At 44.6% G+C, this 24,606-nt stretch carries 23 protein-coding genes; 17 read left to right on the forward strand and 6 right to left on the reverse strand.

Features of this window, described 5'->3' with window-relative positions:
• Window positions 1–49 precede the first annotated feature (49 nt).
• Window positions 50–601, reverse strand: a complete 552-nt coding sequence (locus ALT761_RS19315; RefSeq protein WP_129740406.1) for an FxsA family protein — start codon at window positions 599–601, stop codon at window positions 50–52.
• A 202-nt stretch (window positions 602–803) separates the two neighbouring features.
• Between ALT761_RS19315 and ALT761_RS19320 the strand changes: the two genes are divergently transcribed.
• The 7 genes from ALT761_RS19320 (at window position 804) to ALT761_RS19350 (ending at window position 8,265) form a co-directional block, all read left to right on the forward strand.
• The gene (locus ALT761_RS19320; protein ID WP_129740407.1) at window positions 804–2,714 is read left to right on the forward strand and encodes a protein-disulfide reductase DsbD; all 1,911 of its coding nucleotides are present in this window, start codon (window positions 804–806) and stop codon (window positions 2,712–2,714) included.
• A 49-nt stretch (window positions 2,715–2,763) separates the two neighbouring features.
• Window positions 2,764–3,606: a M23 family metallopeptidase gene (locus ALT761_RS19325; RefSeq protein ID WP_129740408.1), complete on the forward strand. Its 843-nt coding sequence runs from the start codon at window positions 2,764–2,766 to the stop codon at window positions 3,604–3,606.
• Between the two features lie 285 nt (window positions 3,607–3,891).
• The gene (gene aroQ / locus ALT761_RS19330; RefSeq protein ID WP_129740409.1) at window positions 3,892–4,332 is read left to right on the forward strand and encodes a type II 3-dehydroquinate dehydratase; all 441 of its coding nucleotides are present in this window, start codon (window positions 3,892–3,894) and stop codon (window positions 4,330–4,332) included.
• A gap of 14 nt (window positions 4,333–4,346) precedes the next feature.
• Window positions 4,347–4,811 carry an acetyl-CoA carboxylase biotin carboxyl carrier protein gene (gene accB, locus ALT761_RS19335; RefSeq protein ID WP_013786606.1) on the forward strand — a complete coding sequence of 155 codons (465 nt, stop codon included), beginning with the start codon at window positions 4,347–4,349 and terminating at the stop codon, window positions 4,809–4,811.
• A gap of 14 nt (window positions 4,812–4,825) precedes the next feature.
• Window positions 4,826–6,169 carry an acetyl-CoA carboxylase biotin carboxylase subunit gene (gene accC, locus ALT761_RS19340; protein WP_129740410.1) on the forward strand — a complete coding sequence of 448 codons (1,344 nt, stop codon included), beginning with the start codon at window positions 4,826–4,828 and terminating at the stop codon, window positions 6,167–6,169.
• Window positions 6,170–6,632: 463 nt separating this feature from the next.
• Window positions 6,633–7,571, forward strand: coding sequence for a hypothetical protein (locus ALT761_RS19345; RefSeq protein ID WP_129740411.1), 939 nt, complete (start codon window positions 6,633–6,635; stop codon window positions 7,569–7,571).
• Between the two features lie 250 nt (window positions 7,572–7,821).
• The gene (locus tag ALT761_RS19350) at window positions 7,822–8,265 is read left to right on the forward strand and encodes a hypothetical protein (protein WP_129740412.1); all 444 of its coding nucleotides are present in this window, start codon (window positions 7,822–7,824) and stop codon (window positions 8,263–8,265) included.
• Window positions 8,266–8,281: 16 nt separating this feature from the next.
• Here ALT761_RS19350 and ALT761_RS20845 read toward each other — a convergent pair whose 3' ends face one another.
• Together ALT761_RS20845 and ALT761_RS19360 are read right to left on the reverse strand one after the other, a co-directional pair.
• Window positions 8,282–8,512: a TIGR03643 family protein gene (locus tag ALT761_RS20845; protein WP_256771113.1), complete on the reverse strand. Its 231-nt coding sequence runs from the start codon at window positions 8,510–8,512 to the stop codon at window positions 8,282–8,284.
• A 282-nt stretch (window positions 8,513–8,794) separates the two neighbouring features.
• Window positions 8,795–10,927: an exonuclease domain-containing protein gene (locus tag ALT761_RS19360; RefSeq protein ID WP_129740414.1), complete on the reverse strand. Its 2,133-nt coding sequence runs from the start codon at window positions 10,925–10,927 to the stop codon at window positions 8,795–8,797.
• A 248-nt stretch (window positions 10,928–11,175) separates the two neighbouring features.
• Between ALT761_RS19360 and ALT761_RS19365 the strand changes: the two genes are divergently transcribed.
• The 3 genes from ALT761_RS19365 (at window position 11,176) to ALT761_RS19375 (ending at window position 12,594) form a co-directional block, all read left to right on the forward strand.
• On the forward strand, window positions 11,176–11,367 hold the full coding sequence (locus tag ALT761_RS19365; protein ID WP_129740415.1) for a CPXCG motif-containing cysteine-rich protein: 192 nt from the start codon (window positions 11,176–11,178) through the stop codon (window positions 11,365–11,367).
• Window positions 11,360–12,043, forward strand: a complete 684-nt coding sequence (locus ALT761_RS19370) for a flavin reductase family protein (RefSeq protein ID WP_129740416.1) — start codon at window positions 11,360–11,362, stop codon at window positions 12,041–12,043. The genes ALT761_RS19365 and ALT761_RS19370 overlap by 8 nt, the downstream gene beginning before the upstream one ends.
• 257 nt (window positions 12,044–12,300) lie before the next feature.
• Window positions 12,301–12,594 (forward strand): high-potential iron-sulfur protein, encoded by a 294-nt coding sequence (locus tag ALT761_RS19375; protein ID WP_013786614.1) that lies wholly within the window; start codon window positions 12,301–12,303, stop codon window positions 12,592–12,594.
• A gap of 84 nt (window positions 12,595–12,678) precedes the next feature.
• Here the strand turns inward: ALT761_RS19375 and ALT761_RS19380 are convergent, their stop codons facing one another.
• Window positions 12,679–14,265 carry an amidase gene (locus ALT761_RS19380; RefSeq protein ID WP_232043502.1) on the reverse strand — a complete coding sequence of 529 codons (1,587 nt, stop codon included), beginning with the start codon at window positions 14,263–14,265 and terminating at the stop codon, window positions 12,679–12,681.
• A gap of 297 nt (window positions 14,266–14,562) precedes the next feature.
• Window positions 14,563–15,330, reverse strand: a complete 768-nt coding sequence (locus ALT761_RS19385) for a substrate-binding periplasmic protein (RefSeq protein WP_129740418.1) — start codon at window positions 15,328–15,330, stop codon at window positions 14,563–14,565.
• A 276-nt stretch (window positions 15,331–15,606) separates the two neighbouring features.
• Here ALT761_RS19385 and prmA point away from each other — a divergent pair, with 276 nt between their 5' ends.
• The 6 genes from prmA (at window position 15,607) to purD (ending at window position 22,639) form a co-directional block, all read left to right on the forward strand.
• Window positions 15,607–16,488, forward strand: a complete 882-nt coding sequence (gene prmA, locus ALT761_RS19390; protein WP_129740419.1) for a 50S ribosomal protein L11 methyltransferase — start codon at window positions 15,607–15,609, stop codon at window positions 16,486–16,488.
• Between the two features lie 235 nt (window positions 16,489–16,723).
• Window positions 16,724–17,722: a tRNA dihydrouridine synthase DusB gene (dusB, locus tag ALT761_RS19395; RefSeq protein WP_013786628.1), complete on the forward strand. Its 999-nt coding sequence runs from the start codon at window positions 16,724–16,726 to the stop codon at window positions 17,720–17,722.
• A 30-nt stretch (window positions 17,723–17,752) separates the two neighbouring features.
• The gene (gene fis / locus ALT761_RS19400) at window positions 17,753–18,046 is read left to right on the forward strand and encodes a DNA-binding transcriptional regulator Fis (RefSeq protein WP_012520109.1); all 294 of its coding nucleotides are present in this window, start codon (window positions 17,753–17,755) and stop codon (window positions 18,044–18,046) included.
• Window positions 18,047–18,127: 81 nt separating this feature from the next.
• Complete coding sequence (gene purH, locus ALT761_RS19405; RefSeq protein ID WP_129740420.1) at window positions 18,128–19,726, forward strand: bifunctional phosphoribosylaminoimidazolecarboxamide formyltransferase/IMP cyclohydrolase; 1,599 nt, start codon at window positions 18,128–18,130, stop codon at window positions 19,724–19,726.
• Between the two features lie 763 nt (window positions 19,727–20,489).
• Complete coding sequence (locus tag ALT761_RS19410; RefSeq protein WP_129740421.1) at window positions 20,490–21,305, forward strand: class I SAM-dependent methyltransferase; 816 nt, start codon at window positions 20,490–20,492, stop codon at window positions 21,303–21,305.
• A 41-nt stretch (window positions 21,306–21,346) separates the two neighbouring features.
• A complete protein-coding gene (gene purD / locus ALT761_RS19415; protein ID WP_129740422.1) occupies window positions 21,347–22,639 on the forward strand; it encodes a phosphoribosylamine--glycine ligase in 1,293 nt (430 codons plus the stop codon).
• A gap of 92 nt (window positions 22,640–22,731) precedes the next feature.
• On the opposite strand, the gene ALT761_RS19420 is transcribed toward purD, so the two are convergent.
• A complete protein-coding gene (locus ALT761_RS19420) occupies window positions 22,732–23,478 on the reverse strand; it encodes a sugar-binding protein (protein ID WP_129740423.1) in 747 nt (248 codons plus the stop codon).
• A 91-nt stretch (window positions 23,479–23,569) separates the two neighbouring features.
• Here ALT761_RS19420 and ALT761_RS19425 point away from each other — a divergent pair, with 91 nt between their 5' ends.
• Complete coding sequence (locus ALT761_RS19425) at window positions 23,570–24,526, forward strand: ion transporter (RefSeq protein WP_129740424.1); 957 nt, start codon at window positions 23,570–23,572, stop codon at window positions 24,524–24,526.
• Window positions 24,527–24,606 lie beyond the last annotated feature (80 nt).

A 24,606-nucleotide genomic window follows, 5' to 3' on the forward strand; every position in this document is an offset into this window, starting at 1 on the left:
AAAATTGATTTTAATGCTCAAAGCTTGCACTTAAGGCCAAAAGCACACATTACTTAAGGCGTTTGTCTGGGTCATTTTGGGTTTTGTCTGAAAATTCACCTTCAAACACGTCGCCATTATCTGAGCTACCCGGTTGACCAGACTGTTGCTGATTAAATGGATTTTCAAACGGGTTATACTGGGCACCGCCAGCTTGTTGATTAAAGCCGCCCGCTTGTTGATTAAAGCCGCCCGCTTGAGTCACTACCCGCAGTTTCATATGTTTACTTAGCTGCGAAGCAATAAGGTGGCGAGAACCTGGCAAGGCAAACATAAAGCCAAGAACGTCAGTGATTAGGCCTGGGGTAACCAATAAAATACCTGCGACTACCAGCATTAGGCCTTCCACCATCTCTTTACCTGGCAGTTCGTTGCGCTGCATTTTGGCCTGTGCGGTTTGTAATGTTGCTATACCTTCGCGCTTAACAAAATAAGCACCAATGAATGCCGTTAATATCACTAGCCCAATAGTATTCCAGCCACCAATTATGCCGCCCACTTGAACTAATAGGGCAATTTCTACTATGGGTAATATGGCAAACAATATAAATAAAAACCGCACAACATTTCCTCTTTCATCTAGTCATAGAATAGTATTGGGGTAAAGACCATAATAACAAGCGAAGGTGCAACGCTTTGGGTTAAATGGCAAACTCAAGCGACCGACGGTAGCTGTGTTAAACTGGGTTTGTGAAAGAATAGCGTATGCACCTCGGTCTTACTTTTTTATAGGCCAATAGCTTTAGGATAAAGAAAGTCGTTATATGAAGTACATCACCCGTTTGTTTTCTTTTGTCGCATGTTGTCTATTTTTAGCTTCGCTTGCGCTGCCTGGCTATTCGCAAACTAATGCACACACTAATACACAAAACACGGCACAAACTTCGCCTCAAACCTCCGCTCCGCCTTCAAATCAGAGCTTGGGTGGGTTCGACGATGTTTTCAGCAACCAAGAAGAATTCCTAAAAGTAGACCAAGCCTTTGTATTCGATTTCAATCAGGCAGACAACACCTTAAGCCTTTCCTTTACCATTGCCGATGGCTATTACCTTTATAAAAAGCAATTCAAGTTAGTGGCTAAGCAAGCCGCCATTGGGGAACCTCATTATCCCAAAGGCGTGATCATTGAAGATGAATACTTTGGCGAATCGGAAGTATTTTATGATGAAGTCACGATAACGGTTCCTATTACTCAAGCCACCAACGACGGTATTGTAAAAATTCGCTACCAAGGCTGCGCCGATGCGGGCCTTTGTTACGCACCGAATATTAAAACCGTCTATTTGAATGCCCTTGCCAGCAACGCTAACGCCAGCGTCACGAGTAGCAGCGCTGATCCCATGTCGACAGATGAACAGAGTCTCTCGCAAATGAACCCGAGCAGCTCGCAAGCGTCTCAATATTCTCTGGCCGATAAGCTCATTAACAAAGAAAACCTAGCCCTTACCTTGGTGCTATTCTTTGCATTAGGCATAGGCCTTGCTTTTACCCCCTGCGTGTTCCCTATGTACCCCATTGTGTCGGGTATTGTAATTGGCCAAGGTAAACAGGCAAAAGCCAGCAACGCATTTTGGCTTACATTTATCTACGTACAAGGCATGGCCATTACCTATTCTATATTAGGCTTAATTGTGGCGTCGGCGGGTATGCAGTTTCAGGCTGCACTTCAACATCCGCTCATTCTAGGCATTTTTATTGGTATTTTTGTTTTACTGGCGTTAGCCATGTTTGGCCGATACGAGCTTCAACTTCCTGCGAAATGGCAAACCCGCTTAACCAATTTAAGTAACAACCAAACGCCTGGCAGCATGGCGGGGGTATTCGCCATGGGTGCGTTGTCGGGGCTAATCGCCTCACCGTGTACTACGGCTCCGTTAACTGGCATTTTATTGTTTATTGCACAAAGCGGCGACTTAACCCTTGGTTTTGTTTCCCTATATGTGCTGAGCATAGGCATGGGCGTTCCCCTTATAATATTTGGCGTCACCGGTTCTAAATTGCTACCTAAAGCGGGTCAGTGGATGAACGTGGTGAAAGTATCGTTTGGATTTATGATGCTGTCGGTGGCCATTGTTTTTGTAGAACGTTTATGGCCAAAAGCATGGCCTAACGATTACATTAACTTACTTTGGGCAGCCTTAGGTTTAGCGGCATTCGGCTATTATTTTGTGGTCAATGAAGCGAGTAAAAAGGGCATTGCGAAATACGTGCGAACCTTAGTTATTGCGGCAGGCTTGTTCGCCAGTGCACTGCTAGCCTATAACACCCTGACCTCGTCTGAAGACACGGCCATTGTGCGCAGTCAGCCTGCTCACCCAACGTTTATTGTTGTTGAGAACTTAGATGATTTACGCCAACAAATTGCGGCAGCTAATTCACAAGGCAAAACGGTGATGGTGGACTTGTACGCCGATTGGTGCGTGGCCTGTAAAGAGTTTGAAAAATACACATTCCCTGATCCTAATGTAATTAATGCGCTTAATAATACCGTGTGGATGCAGATAGATTTAACCGATACCTCCGCCACCAACACAGCCTTTCAAGAAGCGTTTTCTATTCTTGGGCTGCCGACCATTTTATTTTTCGATGAAAGCGGTAATGAGCTAACGCAGTCTCGGGTAACCGGGTTTATGAAAGCGCCAGCCTTTGCTGAACACGTTGAGAATACGTTTTAACGTTATGACGGGTGAGTGACTACACTTCACCGTAATTCAAGGGTGAGCTATGTCCCGGGTGTCTCAGTTACCTCTCACACTATTTTTTGTATTTGCCCTGTGTGTGCCATTTAAAACGCTATTGGCGCAAGAGGTCATGAATCAAAACCCGTCCACCCAAGCGCCCAGTTGCTACGATGCCAATCGATTTTGTATCAGCATTTCACCGCCCACGAATGGGAAGTATGAAGTCTATGCTCAGCGAAAGGTGCCACTGCCCCTTGTGCTTACTCTTTCGGCAAGTGGGCTTACGTCTACTTTATCACCCAGTGGGCTTACGCCCAGGTCAACATCCAGCGTATTTTTAGACGATGACACTCCCGTTTTAATGGGAGTAATAAAAAGCCCTCGACGGTTTTGGCACTCTATGAAAGTAAGCTGGACTTCAGGAAAGCTGAACGCAGTGCATAATGACAAGGTGACTTATTTGCCGCCGCTACGCCCCGCAAGTAGTTACCCCATAGTGCAAGGCTTTGGCGGGGGCTATAGCCATACAGGTGCCTCTCGCTATGCTTTAGATTTTGCTGCCCCCGTTGGCACACCCGTGCTAGCGGCTCGCGATGGTGTGGTAATAGATACGAAAGATGATGGCCAATTAGGCGGCGCTTCTAAACGGTTTGCTAAGCACGCGAATTTTGTCGCCATCTTGCACGATGATGGCACTACGGGCGAGTATTATCATTTGAAATACAAAGGTGTGGTGGTAACGCGAGAGCAAACCGTAAAAGCCGGAGAGCTCATTGGTTATTCTGGTAATACAGGGTTTTCATCACTGCCCCATTTGCACTTCGCCGTGTACACAGCCAAGTACGAAGGAAAGTACATGTCGGTGCCATTTACGTTAAAAAAATGAACCCAAATGAACTTTACTAGTCACATTAGCATCACATAAGCAGCATATAAGCACTCTCTTATGCACCGCCACACACCTGTGATTAAGCACAGACTGGAAAGAGAACTTTGCGTCGAAAACACCTGATTAGACCAGTATTTTGCTGCGAAATCTTTCACTACCTCTATAATCAACGTCTAAATGAATAAACGACCGGATTAATTGCCTTTTTTTCGTGCAACTGTCATGAAATTTTGCTGAAATAGCAAATACACCGACTTTTTCCCGAAGATAGCAGCAACTTTAATGAATATTTTGTTACTGAACGGCCCTAACCTGAATATGTTAGGACAACGTGAACCCGATAAGTATGGCACACAAACGTTGCAGGACATCGTTGATGATCTGAGCGCGCAGGCAAAATCGTCTGATGCCACCCTTACCCATTTTCAGTCGAACGCAGAATATGAGCTTATCGACCGTATTCATCAGTCTATGGGCAATATCGACGCAATCATTATTAATCCCGCTGCTTTCACTCATACCAGCGTTGCACTTCGCGACGCCCTATTGAGTGTCAATATCCCGTTTATTGAAGTACACCTGTCGAATGTTCATGCCCGTGAATCATTCCGACATCACTCATATTTCTCAGATGTTGCGGCAGGCGTCATTGTTGGCCTTGGTGCCATTGGTTATTCACTAGCCCTGACCGCCGCCATCAATTTACCGCAATCAAAAAATTAACGTAGAGACTGAACATGGATATTAGAAAAATCAAAAAGCTCATCGAATTAGTGGAAGAGTCTGGCATTGCCGAACTTGAGATCACTGAAGGCGAAGAGTCTGTTCGAATTCATCGCGGGCCAACTGGCGTTCAAGCGCCAATGAACTATAGCTTTGCTGCACCGGCTCATGCGGCACCAGCTCCGGCTCCAGCACCTGTTGCGGCGGCTGAACCTGCGCAAGCAGCGGCACCTGCAGCGCCAGAAGGCCATGTGGTTAAATCACCAATGGTAGGAACCTTCTATCGCGCATCTTCACCAACAGCAAAACCATTTGCTGAAGTAGGTCAAACCGTAAATGCTGGCGACACACTTTGTATTATTGAAGCAATGAAGATGATGAACCAAATTGAATCAGACAAATCTGGTGTGGTTAAAGCAATACTGGTAGATAACCAAGACCCAGTAGAGTTTGATCAACCCATGTTCATCATTGAATAAGCAGGCTTCGTACTATGCTAGATAAAGTACTCATTGCAAACCGTGGTGAAATTGCCCTTCGTATTTTGCGTGCCTGTAAAGAACTTGGCATCAAAACCGTTGCGGTACACTCCACGGCAGACAAAAACTTAAAGCACGTGTTGCTGGCAGACGAGTCGATTTGTATCGGTAAAGCCTCAGCAACCGAAAGCTACTTGAATATTCCTCGCATTATAGCGGCGGCAGAAGTCACAAATTCTATTGCTATTCACCCAGGGTACGGCTTTTTAGCAGAAAACGCCGACTTTGCTGAAGCAGTTGAGAAGAGTGGCTTTATCTTCATTGGCCCAACGGCAGACACCATTAACCTAATGGGCGATAAAGTGTCAGCAATTAGTGCTATGAAGAAAGCTGGCGTTCCATGTGTACCTGGTTCAGATGGCCCACTTACTGGCGACAATGATAAGAATAAAACCATTGCTAAACGCATTGGTTACCCAATTATTGTTAAAGCAGCAGGCGGCGGCGGCGGTCGTGGTATGCGTGTGGTTCGCAGTGAAGCAGAACTCATTAGTGCTATTGAAACCACGCAAGCTGAAGCGGGCGCGGCATTTGGCAACGCTACTGTGTACATGGAGAAATTCTTAGAAAATCCACGTCACGTAGAAATCCAGATTTTAGCCGATGGTCAAGGCAATGCTATTCACTTAGGTGAGCGTGACTGTTCTATGCAGCGTCGCCACCAAAAAGTGGTAGAAGAAGCACCAGCACCTGGTATTTCTGAGCAAATGCGTAACAAGATTGGCGATCGTTGTCGTCGTGCTTGTGTCGAAATTGGTTATCGCGGCGCAGGTACGTTCGAGTTCTTATACGAAAACGGCGAGTTCTATTTCATTGAAATGAATACCCGTATTCAAGTTGAACACCCAGTATCTGAAATGATTACCGGCGTTGACCTAATTAAAGAACAACTACGTATTGCAGCCGGTCAGCCTCTGTCTATCGACCAATCGCAAATTCAAATTCGTGGCCATGCTATTGAATGTCGAATTAACGCAGAAGATCCGAAAACCTTTATCCCAAGCCCAGGTACGATTGATATTTTCCATTCGCCAGGCGGTTTAGGTATTCGTTGGGAATCTCATATTTATGCTGGCTATACGGTGCCGCCTTTCTACGACTCCATGATTGGTAAGTTGATTACCTTTGGTGAAAGTCGTGACGAAGCCATTGCCAGAATGCGCCATGCATTAGATGAGCTAGTTATCGAGGGAATTAAAACTAACATTCCTTTACAGCGCGCTATTATGGCTGACGAAAACTTCTTTGCTGGTGGAACAAACATTCACTACCTTGAGAAGAAACTAGGCATAGCCTAACAGCATCAAAATTCAGTGCCGTGTTTTCCACGGCACTGTTTTTATCTCCTTTTTTTTACTTCTGTTACACCCCTTCTTTTTCTAAAGACATATTCCCAAACGACTTAAGTTACTCGCGCCTACCGGTACCGTTTTGCTATGCGCTCTACTGCCCATGCTTAAGCAATTACTAGCTCATATAGTTCATTCTGTTTTTACGATTAGGACAATCAAGTTTTAAGGTTTTTCAAATGAGGAATGCGGGCATATACTTAACTCAGTTTCCTAGCCCTCCCTGCTATTGAAACTTTAGTTGTGTTTTATGTGTTTACCCTCATTGGAGTCCACCTCCAGTTTTTAGCCGGTGTCTTTCACCGGCTTTTTTTTCAGTTTTTTCTATCAAAAATAGTTACCCTACTCGCACTTTTTTTCGTATAAGTTAGTTAAGATTAATTAACTGATTGATGAATTGGACTCGACTGAAATGAAAAGGGCTGATAACGCAGCTGTATTTGTTGTTCTCTTATTTTCTGTATGCACCAATGCCTTTGCCGAGCGCTTAAGCTTTTCACAGAAGCTTGATATGCAATTTCGATTTGACGAACGCTCAGACCGAGATCATAGAAATCAGTATAGAGTGCGATATTACCCTTCTGTTTCCCTGTCCTCTGACGATGCGTGGTCATTAAATAGCTTTGTGGTTACCGGAGAGTCTTTTGCATCAAGCCATAATACCTTTGGCAGTGATACGTCAGATTACCTTTACGCTAGACGTTTATATTTACGCTATGAATTTTCGGATGGAAAAATGGAGGCGGGGATCATACCCACCTACAAAGGTCGAGTTTCTTCGTCAGGGCTGTCTAAAGATGGCTGGATTAAAGGCGTGCGCAGTGTTTATTCCTTGCAAGAGGACAGTGAAATAGAACTGGTTATTGGCGAACTTGACGATACCAACGCCAACAGCGCGTTTGATAGCTTCCACCAGCTCAACTATGTTGAATTAGAATACTCAGCAAAAATGGGGCAGACCCATAGCTACGAAGTGAGTATCGAGCGTATGACTGACAGTAACTTTCTTCGAGGGGAATATCGCTGGCTATATTCCCCATCCCAAACGTTGTTCGTTGAAACTATTCAGCAACTTTCATCTTCAAGTTCAAAGTTTGTTATTGGCTTGAGCGGAAAAACGAGCATGGGAAATTATCCCTTATCCTACTTTTCTCACTATTCTTATGTAAGCGAAGGCTTCGGTCCTAGGGCTGAGCTAACAGAAGACTTTCTAGGAACGGGTCATGGCGCTTCAGCTGAAATAAGCGGTGATATTACTCTTATTGATGACACAGAGTGGTTTATACGTGCCGATGTGGTAGATAGCGTTAGTCGGTTGCTGGCAGGTATAAAGGTGTCATTTGAGCAATAAAAAAGGCCCATCAAAATGATGGGCCAAACAGCAAGAACGCGTACGCACTTTGACAGTGCACTTGTTAATACGCTAGCTTCCTATGCAAAAGTTCAGCGTTAAATGGTTACGTTTATTTAATGATTACAACTGCTTGTGCGTGCTGCCATTTACTAAAAATACTGAGTAAAGTATGGTAGTGTTTACTAACTCAAACGCTAAGAAATCAAAGTTTTTCAATATTTACCGCTAAGGTAAAAAGGTTTACAAGGTGCCCAAACGTTACGACGAACTAAAATCTCAACTCCCTGTTTCACGCCTGTCTATCGACGTATTGCTTGCCTTGCGCGTGCTTTACGATAAGCCTGAAAACGACGTGGAGTTACGCCAACAAATTGCTGAGCTTTCTCGCGAGCCCAGCAAGCTAGAACGAGAATACCGCTCTGAGTGGGAAGCCTATGTGTTACGTGAACTAGTATTAGATTTAAAGCAGAACACCCAACGTAGCCCTGCTATTTTTATCGACTCGGTGTTAAGTCGCATTGAAAGCCTTAAAGAAAGCTGCCCTTACTATAAAGCCTATAAACAACAAATTTCACAAGCTACGCCTGCAGATGACAGCACTACCCAGTTATTCCCCACGCCTTGGCGCCAGCAACTTATGATGCTGCTACTGCCTGTCACTACCGTGAAGCCATTGAAACCTACAGAATAGCCAGCACAATAGAAGGTTACTTATTCGCACTCTGAGGTTTATATTGAGACGGGCAGTACCCTCTTTCTACGCCTGCTGGGCGTAACGTTTTGTGTTTGGTTTTACGCCCTGACACCCTTGCACGCCAATTTTTGAAAGTTTTGTGCTTTAAATTCTGGCGCATCAGTTTAATAACCTCTTTCTCAGGTAAGCCATACAAGTCTTCGATTGCCTCAAAAGGAGTTCTATCTTCCCACGCCATTTCAATGACGCGAGATTGTTCAACCTCAGTGAGATGCCCTTCAGTATGGCGCTCTAAGGGATAGAGCTCTGATGGATAATCTTTTGACGAGGGCTCTTTTGAGAGATGCTCTTTTGAAGAATGCTCTTTTGAAATACGGCCTTTTTCAAAGTGACGCTCTTCTGTGTACTGCTCTTGTGTAAGTTGCTCTTCGGTGTCTCGCATAGTTCTGGCTCTTGTTATTTAACACTACTATTACGCCAATTTAGAAAAAATGTTCACCTTCTCTAGCCTTACCTAACCTTACATTTATTTAATTGTTTCAGCCGACATCGTTAGAATGATATCAAGTAGTGCAGCGGCCGCTTTTGCATCAGAGAGCGCACGGTGATGCTGCTCCATTTTAATGTCGAAATGCCGAGTGAGGTTAGCCAATGAATATGAGGGTAACCCAGGATTCACCTTGCGCATTTCTCTCACCGTACAAAGCTTAGGGCGTTTAAAAGGAAGTTCTAATCGTGCAAATTCCTGTTTAATGAAGCCATAATCGAAGTTAACGTTATGGGCCACAAATACCGCCTCGTCGGTGAAGCTAGCAATACGTTCAGCCACCTCAACAAATAATGGAGCATCAGCCACCATATCATCAGAAATACCAGTAAGACGTGTGATGGTAGCCGGAATTCGTCGCTGGGGGTTAATTAGAGTTTGATAGGTATCGACCACCTCACCCGCAATAATTTTCACCATGCCAATTTCAGTGATCCGGTTGTAGCTGTTGTTGCCCCCAGTGGTTTCAATATCAACCACAACATACGGCTGATTAGGGTCGCGATGCCAATTTACCGTAGTAACGGCAACCTCAAACCCTGCACGTTGCAACCTCTGAATAGACACTAACTGATTGCGTCTTAACTGATCGCCTGGCGCTTTCACTTCTTCAAAGCGTAACTTTTCATCAAAGATCATGATGTCAGGGAAGCCGTCGCTTAAAGAGGCAAAATCTTCGCTCATCATTCGAAGCAGGTTAACAATGGCGCTAAGCTCGCCGTGCTTGATTAGGGCATCGATAGGTTCAAGCAAATGGCTGCTCCACATGAATAAGCTATTCACCTTGCCATAGTGGGCGGTCGCCATTTTATGCACGTGGTGGCGAAACTTATCTTTGCTATTTAACCTTTCAAATAAGGCTTCAATACTGCTGCCAAAACGCGCGTAGAAGTTGTTTTGCTTAAGCGATAGAGGCCGTCTATCAAACTCAGTGACCAGCGTATCTTCTTCATATAGCTGTGCCCAAAAGGTTAGCCCAAACAAGCTACGCCATAACCGATTCTCGGTGCGCCAACCGGCAATACCTAAGCGTTTATAATGAGCTAACACGCCACGCTCTACCTGTTGATTTTGGCTAACATCAATATCAATAGTACGGCTTGCATTTCTTAACATATCCGTCACCGCACTGGTGCGCTTTTTGTGGTATTTCCTAGCGTAAAAATCTTCAGCAAAGGCCAGCAGCGTATCGGAAGGTGGTGAGTCGATAATGTGTTCTAGTACTTCTTTAACACTATCAATGTTGCCGTCTTTATAGCTTTCTCTTATCCATTTCTCTTTCGCTTTATCGCTTTGGGCTTGGTATAGCAAAAGAAGGGCCTGCTCTCGGTGCTCGTCTAATAATTTTAACGCTAATGCATAAAGAAACTGATCGCGATAAAACATGGCTGATACGCCATCGCTGTTGGGGAAGGTTTCTTTGGCTAATGTATTAGCTTGCGCTGAAGAGAGGAAAGGAAGCTTTTCTAATTGGCTGGCATAAAACCAAGCTGCTTCAGCATCTGCTTTACTGTCGAAACGGGTAATATCTGATACTGAATCGCCGCGTGTACGCATAACGCCTAAGTCGCGCATAGAAAATTGATTTAGCCTACCTTTGGTATTGCCAAAATAAAGGAATAGTAGGAATTTTAGCGGTGCATCAAACAAACACACTAAGTAGGTGTGCTCATTTAGCCCTTCAGGCCACCCATGCTGATTAATGCAGGCTTCTAAGCGCGATACAAGCACGGGCTTGGTTAATGATGCCAAACCTTGGGTGGCACCATATTCACTTAACAGCCTTAAAATAGCGTCTTTAGTCAGTACGCCTGCAATATCTTGCAGCGAAGCATGGTGCAAATCGCCAAACCACTTAGCTTCAATCAGTTCATCAATGTGCTGCTGAGGGTTCCCTATTTCTGCATAAGAAAACTGCGACCTGTCAATTACCGCATATTTACGATTAGCCGCCCGCACAATGATGCATTGCTTATCAGCATCTAGCTGGTTAAAGCTTTCTATAAAACCATGAGCGTCATCACTTAACAACGCAGCATTCGCCCCTTTAAAGAACGCTAAGAACTCAAAAAAGTGGGCTAAGTAATATCGTGGTGGCAAATCTTTTCGCATTATAAAACCAAACTATTGCATACCCAATTAGTGTATATTTATACAGCCCTATTATTCAACCTTTTCCCTTTTTATTTAATGTAAGGGGCATGGGCTTTTGCGTGACGGTTTGCTTAGGTAATGGCTTAGGTATTTGCACAGACGCTTGCGTAGTTGCTGGTAAAGTCACATTGCCTAAATGGCAGTCAATCCAGTTTTCTACTTTACTCGTAATAACTATCACAACGTAATTCACATACGAGGAAATCATGAGCTTAACGAGATCGATGGAATTCTCTTGCCCATATTGCATGGCAGCCAATGATGTAGAAATTGACGAGGTTAATGATGTTGGTCAGGTGCAGGTACTTGATTGCCAAGTATGTTGCCAACCCATTGAACTTAGTGTCTATCAGCAAGGCGAAGACTTAAATATTATTGCGGAGCAGGAAAATGCCTGATAGCGATACCCATTTTTCATTGCAGGATATTGATGCACTGCCACAACGATATCGCGCCAACTTTATCAATAGTTTATCTGGCTTTAAATCTTCCTCACTACTTGGCACCACCGATGGCCGAATTAACAACTTAGCTATTATCAGTTCTGTGGTTCATGTGGGGGCTAACCCACCATTGCTGGGTATTATTATGCGTCCGCACACTGTGCAGCGAGATTCTTTGTCTAATATTAAGCAGCAAGGTGTATTCACGCTAAATCATGTTCATACCAGTTGGACTGATAAAGCACATCAAACGTCTGCGCGATACGATAATGGGGTGAGTGAGTTTGAGGAGGTTGGACTAACGCCTTGGTTTAGCAACACGTTCAGCGCGCCTTATGTAAAAGAAAGCGCAGTGAAAATGGGGTTAAAAGTAGAACAGCATTTTACGTTGTGTAATCAGACCGAAATGATTATAGGTAAGATTCAAGAGGTCTTTATTGCGGCCAGCAGCACTGCAGGAGATGACATTGCAAATAGTGCTATTGCCGAAGATGGTTATATAGATCTTGAATCGCTACAAACCTCGTGTGTTTCGGGGCTGGACACTTATCATAGTACGCAAAAGATAGCTCAATATGCTTACGCTAAACCCAACGTGCCTTTAACACAGGCGACAATAACTAAAAAATAATTCATGTTGTGTCACTGGCACACAAAGTAATATTGCGTTAGTGCTATAGGATATTGATTTTGCTAGCCGTTCAGGCGTTGTTCAGGTGAAACTCGTTAATCTAGATCAACAAATCTTTATTGCTTTGTGTTAGATCCAAACGCCACGGGTTATAGTATAATTATTAACATTCAAAACCTGCCTTGCGGCAGGTTTTTGCGTTTTAGGCGCTGAGTAAAAAAGAATCATTATCGTTATTATCTCAATTGGAGAGAATTATGAAGTCTGTAAACCGTCGTGACTTTCTGAAATTATCAGGTACATCTTTGATAGGCCTAACGTTAGGAAGCGTTGCGTTACGTGCTAATGCGCAAGAACAATTGCAAGCAGATGATCCTAGCGCGAAAGCATTAAACTACACTGCAGCGTCTACTGTAGACGGTGCTAAATGTAACAACTGCATGTATATCCAAGGTGCCGACGGCGAACAACACCGCCCTTGTGCCATCTTCCCTAACAAATTGGTTAACGCCAATGGTTGGTGTAGTGCATGGGTTAAACGCCCAGGCTAGTAACTCGAATTATCAAAAAAGCCCCAGTGTCGCTCATGCGTGCTGGGGCTTTTTTATGCGCTTAAGATAAGACGTTAAAACGAGTTACAGCCCTTTCACAGCGTCTAACAGTGCGGGGTTATGTAATCGGCTTGGTAATAAACCAGGCTTAATATAAGCCCCATGCTTTGCTTGAAATATGCTGCCAATGCGAAGCACTTTCTCATCGTCCCATTGCTTGCCAATAAAGCTAATTCCTACCGGGAGATTTTTCACTTCACCCGCTGGCACAGTAAGGTGCGGATAACCTGCTATGGCCGCTAAATACCCAATACCTATAAAGCCCATTGGGGAATGATCGCCATAAACGCCATCAATCAGAAAAGCCGGACTATTGGATGGTGCCACAAGTACGTCAACTTTATGTTGTGCCATTAGGGCATCAATTCCATTGTCTCTCGCTGTTTCTCTTACCAGTGCTAGAGCCGAAGCGTATTCCGGGCTATTAATGTCATCTGTATTTACTGCTTTTTCGAATATATCTTGATTAAATAGCGCGAGTTCTCGAGAGCTTGCTTGATTATAAGTAATAAGCTCAGACAAACTGCGCACGGGAATGTCCGCTGGACTGTCTTCTAAGTATTCGTTTAATGTGTAATGAAACTCGCTAAGCAACACTTGATAAGAGTCTGACCAAAAACTTTCAGGTTGCTTGAAATCGCTAATTTCCACCAGTTCAGCGCCTGCGGCAGTTAAACTACTTAGGGCTTTTTCATAAGTAGAAAGCACATGAGGGTTATCCCCTTGACGATACCGCACAACGCCTACGCGCACGCCTTTCAAATCGGTCGCTAACATACTTTGCTGCGGCGCACTAATCATATGCTTGCTAGCGTCTTTCGTAGCGCTGTCTTGTGTATCTACACCTGCCATGATTGATGCCATTAACCATGCATCGTTAACGTTTGCGGTCATAGGGCCTGCGGTATCTTGGGTATATGAGATAGGGACAATGTGCGTACGCGATAATAACCCAACTGTGGGTTTAAACCCGACTATACCGTTCATTGAAGAAGGGCAAATAATGGAACCATTGGTTTCAGTGCCCACAGCTAACGACGCTAAACGCAATGCCATAGCAGCACCAGAACCTGACGAAGAACCACAAGCACTACGAGATAGCATATGAGGGTTTCGGGTTAACCCACCTACGGCGCTCCACCCGCTAATAGAAGATTCAGATCGAAAGTTAGCCCATTCGGATAAATTAGTTTTACCTAACACAATGGCGCCCGCAGCTTTTAGTCGAGCAACTATAGGGGCATCTCGCTTTGTATCATTATTAACAAGTGCCATCGCGCCTGCGGTAGTAGGTAGCTCACTGGTTTCAATATTGTCTTTCAGTAGCACGGGAATACCAAACAGCGGCCCTTTACGCATTCTATTTTTACGTGCTAAATCAGCAGCTCTGGCTTCTTCAACAGCATTGGGGTTAAGTGCCAAAATACTATTTACATCACCATCAAGCTTTTCGATTCTAGCGAGATAGCCTTTTACTAACGCCTCGGATGACAACTCACCTGCTGCTATAGCCTGCGATTGTTCTAATGCAGATTTATCTAACCAAGACTCAACAGCTACTGAAACTGCGCCTTCGTCTGAACGCTCAATAGATGCATTTTTTGTGGTCATCTGTGATGGTGCACACGCGGTGCAAAATAATAAAACGGCGGCGTAAAAAAGCGTAACCCTCATGTGGTTCATCCCCAAGTTTCTAATATATCGGTAGTTTAGATATGATTATCTTAGTAGCGCATAGAAACGATTACTACGCAATATGTTACTAACTGGGTTCAAACCTTCATTTTATTCGCTAAACGCGACCCATGAATCTATGTCAAAAAAATTCGGGCCTTGGAACCATGATTTAGGGGCAGTAGCTTGAGGGTTGCAACAAGGAAGCGGCGAGAAGCACGTATTCAATTTAGCTTAATTTGGATTTTGAGCAGGTTCCGAGGGGAGTGCTTCGATAAAATTAAATAGACCAAATTCATCAAGCAAAGATTGATATCGCCCGTCTTTTATAAATTGCGCCAATACTTTATTAAACTGACGTCTTAGTTGATCATCAGGAATAGCCGCACTGTAGGAGGAAACAGGAAACAACTCGTGTATTGTTGTGTTGTGTTGCTTTTCGACAGGCAACTGATGCTTAACGTATTGAAAAATATTTCTATCCAGCACAGCCACATCCACACTGCCAAGCAGCAGCAAACTAACCTGCCTGTCTTGTTGAGCTAGCTCCATATAGTTTTTTTGATGGGCTAGCGTATTTTTAAACTCTTCACCCAATACCGATATGGCCGTTTGAAAAGCAATCACGCTATGCCCGACTAAGTCTTGTATTTCATTAATTTCAAAGTTTCTGTCAGTACGACTTACAGCAACATTTTGATAATAAACGTATGCATCAGTCAGCATAGCGGGGTCAATTTCATGACCTGGATTTAAGGTTAACCCCATATCCATGCCACCTTTTTTGAGCATACTGGCGGTGCGCCCAAAAGGAACGTAAATCGGCGACATGTCATGCCCCATTTCCAGCAATATTGCCCGTACGAGTTCTAACTCAAAGCCTGAATCTTCTTCTGAAATAACATAGGGAGGTTTTGTCCAGCCTACTACCACCTCAATTTGCTTTGCAAATGCGGCATGAGAACAGAACAAAATAAAAAAAAGTACAACAATATAGTGCATAAGACGAAGTGGTAATGGAACACGTATTAACTATAAACACTTGCCAATAAATAACCATTCGCCAAAAGACTTAATGATTTAAAAAACTCATTAAAAACAATAACTAAAACCCATGCGACTTAGACTTAAGTTTGATGAAAAAAGACGCTTTTACGTGAAAATATTGTATGAAACGTCAAAACTAACGGTTAATCCAGCGATTACTATCAGCATTATGATTTCGCTTTAACTAGCCAAGCGGTACAATATGGCCAAACCCTTTGAACATGTTTAAATATGGCCTGGCTACAGTTACGAATAAATACCTCCTCAGAATATGCTGAATCAATTGGTGATATGCTTAGCGCCAATGGTTCGCAAGCTGTAACCTACGTAGATGCGAAAGATACGCCTATGTACGAGCCGAAACCCGGCGAAATTATGCTGTGGCCAGACACGCAAGTCGTTGGCCTATTTGAAGCCACCGATGACATGAAAGCCATCATTAAACGATTAGGCAAAGCGCGCATTCTAGGTTCAGATTTTAAATACAAACTAGAGCCACTAGAAGACAAAGACTGGGAACGTGAGTGGATGGATAACTTCCACCCTATGCAATTTGGTACCCGCTTATGGATTTGCCCTAGCTGGCGTGATGTGCCCGACCCTAATGCTGTTAACGTGATGCTAGACCCAGGCCTTGCCTTTGGAACGGGTACTCACCCTACAACTGCCCTGTGCTTACGTTGGTTAGACGGTATAGATGTTACTAATAAAGTGGTTGTGGATTTTGGTTGTGGTTCAGGTATTTTAGCCCTAGCGGCACTTAAATTAGGTGCTAAGCGGGTAGTCGCCATTGATATCGACCCACAAGCGCTTCAAGCCACACAAGAAAATGCACGCCGTAACGGCGTTGAAGACAGGCTTGATGTTTACCTGCCTGCTGACCAACCCACGCTAGAGGCCGATGTAGTGATGGCGAATATATTATCTGGCCCACTTCTAGAGCTTCAAGATGTTATTTCATCTTACTGTAAACCGTCGGGCTTACTTGTCCTTTCCGGCATTCTTGCTGAACAAGTAACCAAAATTGAAGCTGCCTACACCCGCGATTTCAACCTTGATGAGAGCGCGATTGATGGAGAATGGGCGCGAGTGTCTGGTAAAAAGTTCGCGTAAATGTAAATTTTTTGTCTTGCAATGCCTTTCAATTCGCGGCCTTTAAGAGAATTGCACAAAATTCACCCTACAAAACAGTGATAGATGGTTAATGTTACAGTTTTTTTTCACTGTCAAGCCCATAGAGTGAAATTTTGTGTGATTTTTAGCCTTTTCAAGTATTGCGAAAACACGTACACTTAGCGCCCCGTTTTAGCCGGGTGTATAAATTCTGTGCAGTTCTAGATGGCGAAATATGCGAATTGGCTCCTATACGTTAGATAACAATTTGATGCTGGCTCCAATGGCTGGCGTGACTGACCGTCCATTTCGTCAACTATGTAAACGTATGGGTGCGGGGCTTGTGGTGTCGGAAATGCTTTCAAGCAATCCAAAGGTATGGAATACCGCAAAATCACAAGCACGAATGAATCATGAGGGCGAAGAAGGTATTCGTTCTGTACAGATTGCAGGTGCTGATCCAGAGCTTATGGCCCAAGCGGCACAATTTAATGTTGAGAACGGTGCGCAAATCATCGACATCAACATGGGTTGTCCAGCCAAAAAGGTGAATAAGAAACTGGCAGGTTCCGCGTTGCTTCAGTACCCGAGCACGGTGGAATCAATCATTAAAGCAGTGGTAAACGCTGTAGATGTTCCTGTAACACTTAAAATTCGTACCGGCTGGAATACCGATAACCGCAATGGGGTTGAGATAGCCCGCATTGCTGAGCAAAACGGCATACAGTCACTGGCTGTTCACGGTAGAACGCGAGCTTGTATGTACAAAGGAGAGGCGGAGTTCGACACAATCCGTCGTATAAAGGAGGCAATTTCGATACCCGTAATTGCCAACGGAGACATTACCTCTCCTGAAAAAGCACAACAGGTACTGAATTGTACCGGTGCAGATGGTGTGATGATAGGTCGCGGTGCTCAAGGTAATCCTTGGATCTTTAAAGAGATCCTGCATTACCTAGAAACTGGCGAGAACCTAAAGCCACCACCATTGTCTGAACAGTATGAGATTTTGCACGAGCACGTCGCTAATGTACAAAGCTTCTACGGTGAAGTCGCCGGTGTAAGAATTGCCCGCAAGCATGTGGGCTGGTATCTCTCGGAACACGATACGGATCGTCAATTTCGTAAATCGTTCAACGCTATCGAGGATGCGTCAGCGCAACTTGAAGCACTAAACGCTTATTTTGAAGCGCTGCAGAATCGAGAAACCCGACAGATTTCTCCTGCAGCATAGTAATGACTAACTTAAGAGCAAGACAGTATTATGTTCGATCAAAACGTGACTTCACCTTTTACTACTACAGTAACTACGCCTTCTCAAACGCAAGCACAAAAGCCACTTCGTGACTCAGTAAAGCAAGCGGTTAACAAATACCTGAAGCAACTGGACAACGCCAACATCGATAATCTGTACGAAATGGTACTGGCCGAAGTTGAGGCCCCGCTGCTGGAAGAAGTTATGACTTACACCCGCGGCAATCAAACCCGCGCTGCCATCATGATGGGAATCAACCGTGGCACGCTTCGCAAAAAGCTGAAGCAGTACGGCATGAACTAAAATCACCGGGCCTAGCCCACCGAAGAGCACCTACAGGTGCTCTTTTTGTTTCACCACTCTTAACTTTGAAGCTTATATTTTATGCAAACACCAAAACCCATTAAACGTGCTCTATTAAGTGTCTCTGATAAAACCGGTATCCTCGATTTCGCCACCGCGCTGCATAACGCTGGGGTGGAACTTCTGTCGACGGGCGGTACTGCTAAACTCATCGCTGAAGCTGGCTTGCCAGTAACAGAAGTCTCTGACCACACAGGTCACCCAGAAATTATGGCTGGCCGTGTAAAAACCCTTCACCCTAAAATTCATGGCGGCATTTTGGCTCGACGTGGTATTGATGAAGCGGTAATGGACGAAAACAATATTGCGCCAATCGATTTGGTGGTAGTAAACCTTTATCCATTCGCGGCAACCGTTGCTAACGATGATTGCACGTTAGAAGACGCTATCGAGAATATCGATATTGGCGGCCCTACTATGGTTCGTGCTGCGGCTAAAAATCATAAAGATGTAACCATTGTGGTTAAAGCTGCCGACTACGGTCGCGTTCTAGCTGAAATGGAAGCAAACGAAGGTTCACTGACTTACAAAACCCGCTTCGACCTAGCGATTAAAGCGTTTGAGCATACTGCTGAATACGACGGCATGATTGCTAACTACTTTGGCGCACGTATTGATACTAGCGATTGCGAAGACGACTGCGGGCATGAGCACAGCGAATTCCCACGTACATTCAACGTTCAGGTTAGCAAAAAGCAAGATTTGCGTTACGGTGAAAACAGCCATCAAAGCGCTGCGTTCTACGTTGAAAACGATATTCAAGAAGCGTCTGTTTCTACTGCTACTCAGCTTCAAGGTAAAGAGTTGTCGTTCAATAACATTGCCGACACCGACTCTGCCCTAGAATGCGTTAAAGAATTCGAAGAGCCAGCTTGCGTTATTGTTAAGCACGCTAACCCTTGTGGTGTAGCTATTGGCGAAGACATTTTATCGGCCTACGACCGCGCGTTTAAAACCGACCCTACCTCTGCGTTTGGCGGCATTATTGCGTTCAACCGCGAGTTAGATGCGAAAACAGCACAAGCAATTGTAGATCGTCAGTTCGTAGAGGTGATTATTGCACCAACGGTTAGTGACGAAGCAAAAGACATTGTTAGCGCGAAGAAAAACGTACGCTTATTGGCGTGTGGCGATTGGGCTGGTCAACTTACCGACGGTTACGACTTCAAACGTGTTAATGGCGGGCTATTAGTACAAGAGCGCGACTTCGGCATGGTTGAAATGGAAGACCTTCAAGTAGTGACCAAGCTTAAGCCTTCTGAAGACGAACTCCGTGATTTGATGTTCTGCTGGAAAGTAGCCAAATACGTGAAATCTAACGCCATTGTATATTGCAAAGACGGTATGACAGTGGGCGTAGGCGCAGGTCAAATGAGCCGCGTGTATTCTGCTAAAATTGCAGGCATTAAAGCCGCTGATGAAAACCTTGAAGTTGCAGGTTCTGTAATGGCATCTGACGCTTTTTTCCCATTCCGCGATGGCATTGATGCTGCCGCTGAAGCAGGTATCAAAGCCGTTATTCAGCCTGGTGGCTCAATGCGCGACCAAGAAGTGATTGATGCAGCTGACGAACACGGCATCGCCATGGTGTTCACTGGCATGCGCCACTTCCGCCATTAAGATAGATTATGTATTAGCTGCGTAAGAAGCTAAATGATGTAGTAAGCGAGTACGAGTTTTGAGCACGCCGTAAACCCGCCCATGGGGGCTCCTCCCTCGTACTCACTCACTACATTTTGCTAGCGTGTTGCGTGATACATAGTGAAAAGAAGCATGAGCATTTTACACTGCTTTGATTTAATACTTTGTGGGCTTTTGATGACTAAGCTTGAAAGCATAGAAAGTAGTTAATCTTGTATAGATAAAACAAGAAAGTGAAGGTAGAAGGCTTTCGAAACCGTCCAAAGCATGAGTGCTGTAGCCAGAGTGCCCATAGATGGGTTTACCGCGTGTTTAAATGCAAACTGATCTCGTACTTAATAAGCATGACGCCGGTTGATAGGAGTGAGAGTAGAAGGCATTCAAAACCTTCACAGCATGGATGCTTCGGCAGAGCGCCCATGGATGGGTTTACCGCGTGTTTAAATGCAAACTGATCTCGTAGTTAATAAGCATGACGCCGGTTGATAGGAGTGAGAGTAGAAGGCATTCAAAACCTTCCACAGCATGGATGCTGTGGCAGAGCGCCCAGGGATGGGTTTACCGCGTGTTTTGAATGCCTTCTACTCTCACTCTTTTTCGAAAACGGCAGAGTACAGATTTAGCATGTTGGGTGTCGGGTAGGTGTAATAGTTTGTTGGTAAGCTTAATCTGAAACTGGTGTTTATCAGTATTAGCAGTTAACGTAATCGCCGTTACCCTCGATGATAATAAGGAAATAACAATGAAGAAGTTAGCCAAATTAGTACTCGCAGCCACGCTTGGCATGTCAGCAACCTATGCAAGCGCCGATGCTATCTCGGATGCAGCCATGAGCGAACACCGCTCAGCACAAGCTAAAGTACGTGACGAATTCCGTAACCCTCAGCAAACATTACGATTCTTTGGTGTTAAACCAGACATGACAGTGGTTGAAATTGCACCGGGTGGCGGCTGGTATGCCGACATTATTGCGCCTTTGGTTCAAAAAGAAGGTCAGTACATTGCTGCTCACTTCTTCGTTGACGAATCAACCAACGATTATTACCGTAAGTCGTTAGAAAACTTCAATCAAAAAGTAAAAGACAGCGCGCCTTATCAAGGTGTAAAAGTCACTGCTTTTCACCCAACCAAAGCCCTTGATATTGCAGAGCCTGGTAGTGCCGATGTGGTACTTACTTTCCGTAATATTCATAACTGGTACATGGGTCAAGGTACTGAAGGCATCGACAACGCATTTGGTGCTTTCTTTAAAGCCCTTAAACCTGGTGGCGTACTCGGTGTGGTAGAACATGAACTACCTGAATCTGCTGAAGATTCAGCGATGGAGAAAAGTGGCTACATGAAGCGCTCTTTCGTTGTTGCTGCTGCCGAGAAAGCGGGCTTTGAGCTTGAAGAAGCTAGTGACATCAATGCAAACTCTAAAGATACGGCCGACCACCCGCGCGGTGTATGGACGCTTCCTCCTAGCCTAAGATTAAAAGATCAAGATCGTGAGAAGTACCTTGCCATTGGCGAGAGTAATCGCATGACACTTAAGTTTAAAAAGCCCGGTTTGTAAAAACAGAGTCGTAAAACCAAAACCTTAAAACGGAATAGTTAATGAACGTACTTGTAATTGGCGGCGGTGGCCGCGAGCATGCGCTAGCTTACAAAGCAGCGCAATCTTCTGATGTTTCAACAGTGTTTGTTGCCCCTGGTAATGCAGGAACCGCAATAGAACCTAAGCTAGAAAACGTAGCAATTGATGTAAACGATATTCTTGGCTTACTATCTTTTGCTAAAGGTAACGATGTTGAATTAACCATTGTTGGCCCAGAAGCGCCGTTGGTTGCAGGTGTGGTAGATGCGTTCACTAACGAAGGCTTAATGATATTTGGCCCTACACAAGCTGCCGCGCAGCTTGAAGGGTCAAAAGCCTTTACTAAAGATTTTCTAGCTCGCCATAATATTCCTACCGCAGAATATCAAAACTTTACTGAAATTGACCCTGCCATCGCCTACGTGCGTGAAAAAGGCGCACCTATTGTAATTAAGGCAGACGGCCTAGCAGCAGGTAAAGGCGTGATTGTAGCGATGACGTTACAAGAAGCGGAAGATGCTATTCGCGACATGCTAGCAGGTAATGCCTTTGGTGAAGCTGGTAGCCGAGTGGTAGTAGAAGAATTCCTAGATGGTGAAGAAGCCTCGTTTATCGTTATGGTAGACGGTAAAAGCGTGCTTCCTTTTGCCACAAGCCAAGACCATAAGCGCGCCGCAAATGGCGATAAAGGCCCTAATACAGGTGGCATGGGTGCATACTCTCCTGCGCCAGTGGTTACACAAGAAATTCACGACCGCGTGATGAAAGAAGTAATCATGCCTACCGTTGAAGGTATGGCAGCAGAAGGTAACCCTTACATGGGTTTCTTGTACGCTGGGCTTATGATCATGGCTGATGGTACGCCAAAAGTAATTGAATATAACTGCCGCTTTGGCGACCCTGAAACCCAGCCTATTATGCTGCGTTTACAATCTGATATTGTCGATTTGTGCCAAGCAGCCTGTAAGGGTGAACTTGGCAATCAAACTATTGAGTTTGATGAACGTGCCGCCATCGGTGTTGTTCTTGCGGCAGGTGGTTATCCGGGAAGCTATGACAAGGGCGATGAAATTACTGGCTTTGAACAAGCTGCCGATTTAGATGGCAAAGTGTTTCACGCTGGTACGTCATTAGAAGACGGCAAAGTGGTGACTAACGGTGGCCGCGTATTGTGCGCCACTGCCATGGGTAATAACGTGACTGAAGCTCAGCAAAAAGCGTATGAGCTGGTAAATGCAATTCAGTTCAAAGACGCGTACTTTAGAACTGACATTGGCTACCGTGCCATTGCCCGTGAATCTAGTGCCGACTAGGCGCTTATCGAGAAGCACTGAATAAAAGAACATGTAAACGCCGCCTAAGCTAACAAGACTTAGGCGGCGTTTTTGTTTGTATTAACCCGTGCTTACTTTAACTCAAGCACATCAAATACAGACGCATCTTTGTATCCTTGGTTTTTATCCCCGTTGATTGGGGTAATAGGGTGTGACCCCATAAAATGTTCTCTATCGCCTCCGTCCGCATCACAGTAAGCCAGCATAAAGCCTAGCTTCATACCCTTTTTCAGCGTTACAGGCGTGTTGGATTCACCGTGAACATAATCATCAGCAAACACTTTTATTGCGGTTTCCCAATGCACCACAAAAGGGGCGTCCGATTGGCGTTTCCACGCACTATCAACATGGTCGTTATAAAGCTGAGGCACAGCTTCACCCTTATTTTCTGCTGCCATGCTTGGGCCGATATCCGCCACTTGGTTGTCTAACGCTAAGTGATAGGCAAAAGCATTGTAGTTATTGAAGTGGTCGCCACCTGAGCCGTCTGCATCAATGAATATCTCTAAACAATCGTCATCCCAATAACGCTCTATGGGTGAGGCATAAGTGTCAGATAAATGGTCATCTCGAATTTCAGCCAACAAATACAGGGCATCTTCGTTCCAGCGAAGTTTATACTTTCCTGTAAAATCGCTGGCAGCAGGTGTATCACCAATAATCACTTCATTCATAGGATACCAATCATCCCCTTGCCAAAGTGCCTCGTTCGCTACCCCATCAATAGTGGGTGCAGCTTCGGTATGCAGTGCTTCATCTGCATTGACACTTAACGTAGCTGTACACATTACTACTGCTAACCAATGACATGCTTTCATAGTTAATCCTTATTTTATTAGCGGTGTATTTTTTGCTTACCTGCCGATTCTTGGTAGAGTATTAAACTGCACCTGTAACGCAAAGGCATTTATGTCACTTCAGACCACTTGCTACAATATTTTAGCCTCCTATAAAGATGCTCAATCACATCACAAGGCAAGTAAGTACTTTGATGTAATACTCGTGACTGTCATTGTGATTAATATCGCTACCATGATGTTATCTACCGTGCCAGGTACCTCTTCACAATGGGGTACAGAGTTACACATTATTGAAGTGATTTCTGTCTGCCTTTTTACCCTTGAGTACTTACTTCGCATTTGGAGTAGTGGCGCAGCACCGCCTTCGGTATTAGCATCGTCAAAAGACGTTCAATTGCATACGCCTTGGCAAAAGCGCTGGTACTATCTTAAAAGCCCTATGGCACTGATTGATTTATTTGCCATATTGCCTTTTTACCTAAGCATGTTTGTTGTCCTTGATTTACGGATTTTACGGGTATTCAGAGTGCTGCGAATATTAAAACTTGGCCGCTACTCGCGCTCGATGCAAACGCTAATTACTGTTATAAGAAGCGAGTCTCATTCGCTGGTTGCGGCACTCAGCGTGTTGATGTTGTTCACCGTAATTGCAGCCACCTGTATTTATTACATTGAACATACTGCGCAGCCTGAGGCTTTCAGTAGCATACCTGCTTCACTATGGTGGGCAGTGGCGACACTCACTACCGTGGGTTATGGTGACATTGTTCCCATTACGCCTGGGGGCAAAATTTTTGGCGGTTTAATCACCATTTTAGGGATCTGCTTTTACGCCCTGCCTGCCGGTATATTGTCGTCCAGTTTTACCGCTCAAATGCAGCTTAAACGGGCTCGCTTTAAAGAAACCGTTCGCACGGTATTAGAAGATGGTAAATTCAGCGATCACGATGCTAATCACTTGGAGCGAATGCGAGCACTACTTGATTTAGATGAAGAAGAAGCTCGACTAATCATTCGTTTACTGCAACATCACCATAAAAACGACAACCGTGAAAAAGATAACTAGAATGTGCTGGGTAATTGCTCACTCGACCCCTTACTTAAGTCTAACTCTTGATTAATGGTGTCAGTGGGCTTATAACTAGT

It is taken from the genome of Alteromonas sp. 76-1 (genome assembly GCF_900654235.1).
Lineage (GTDB): Bacteria > Pseudomonadota > Gammaproteobacteria > Enterobacterales > Alteromonadaceae > Alteromonas > Alteromonas naphthalenivorans.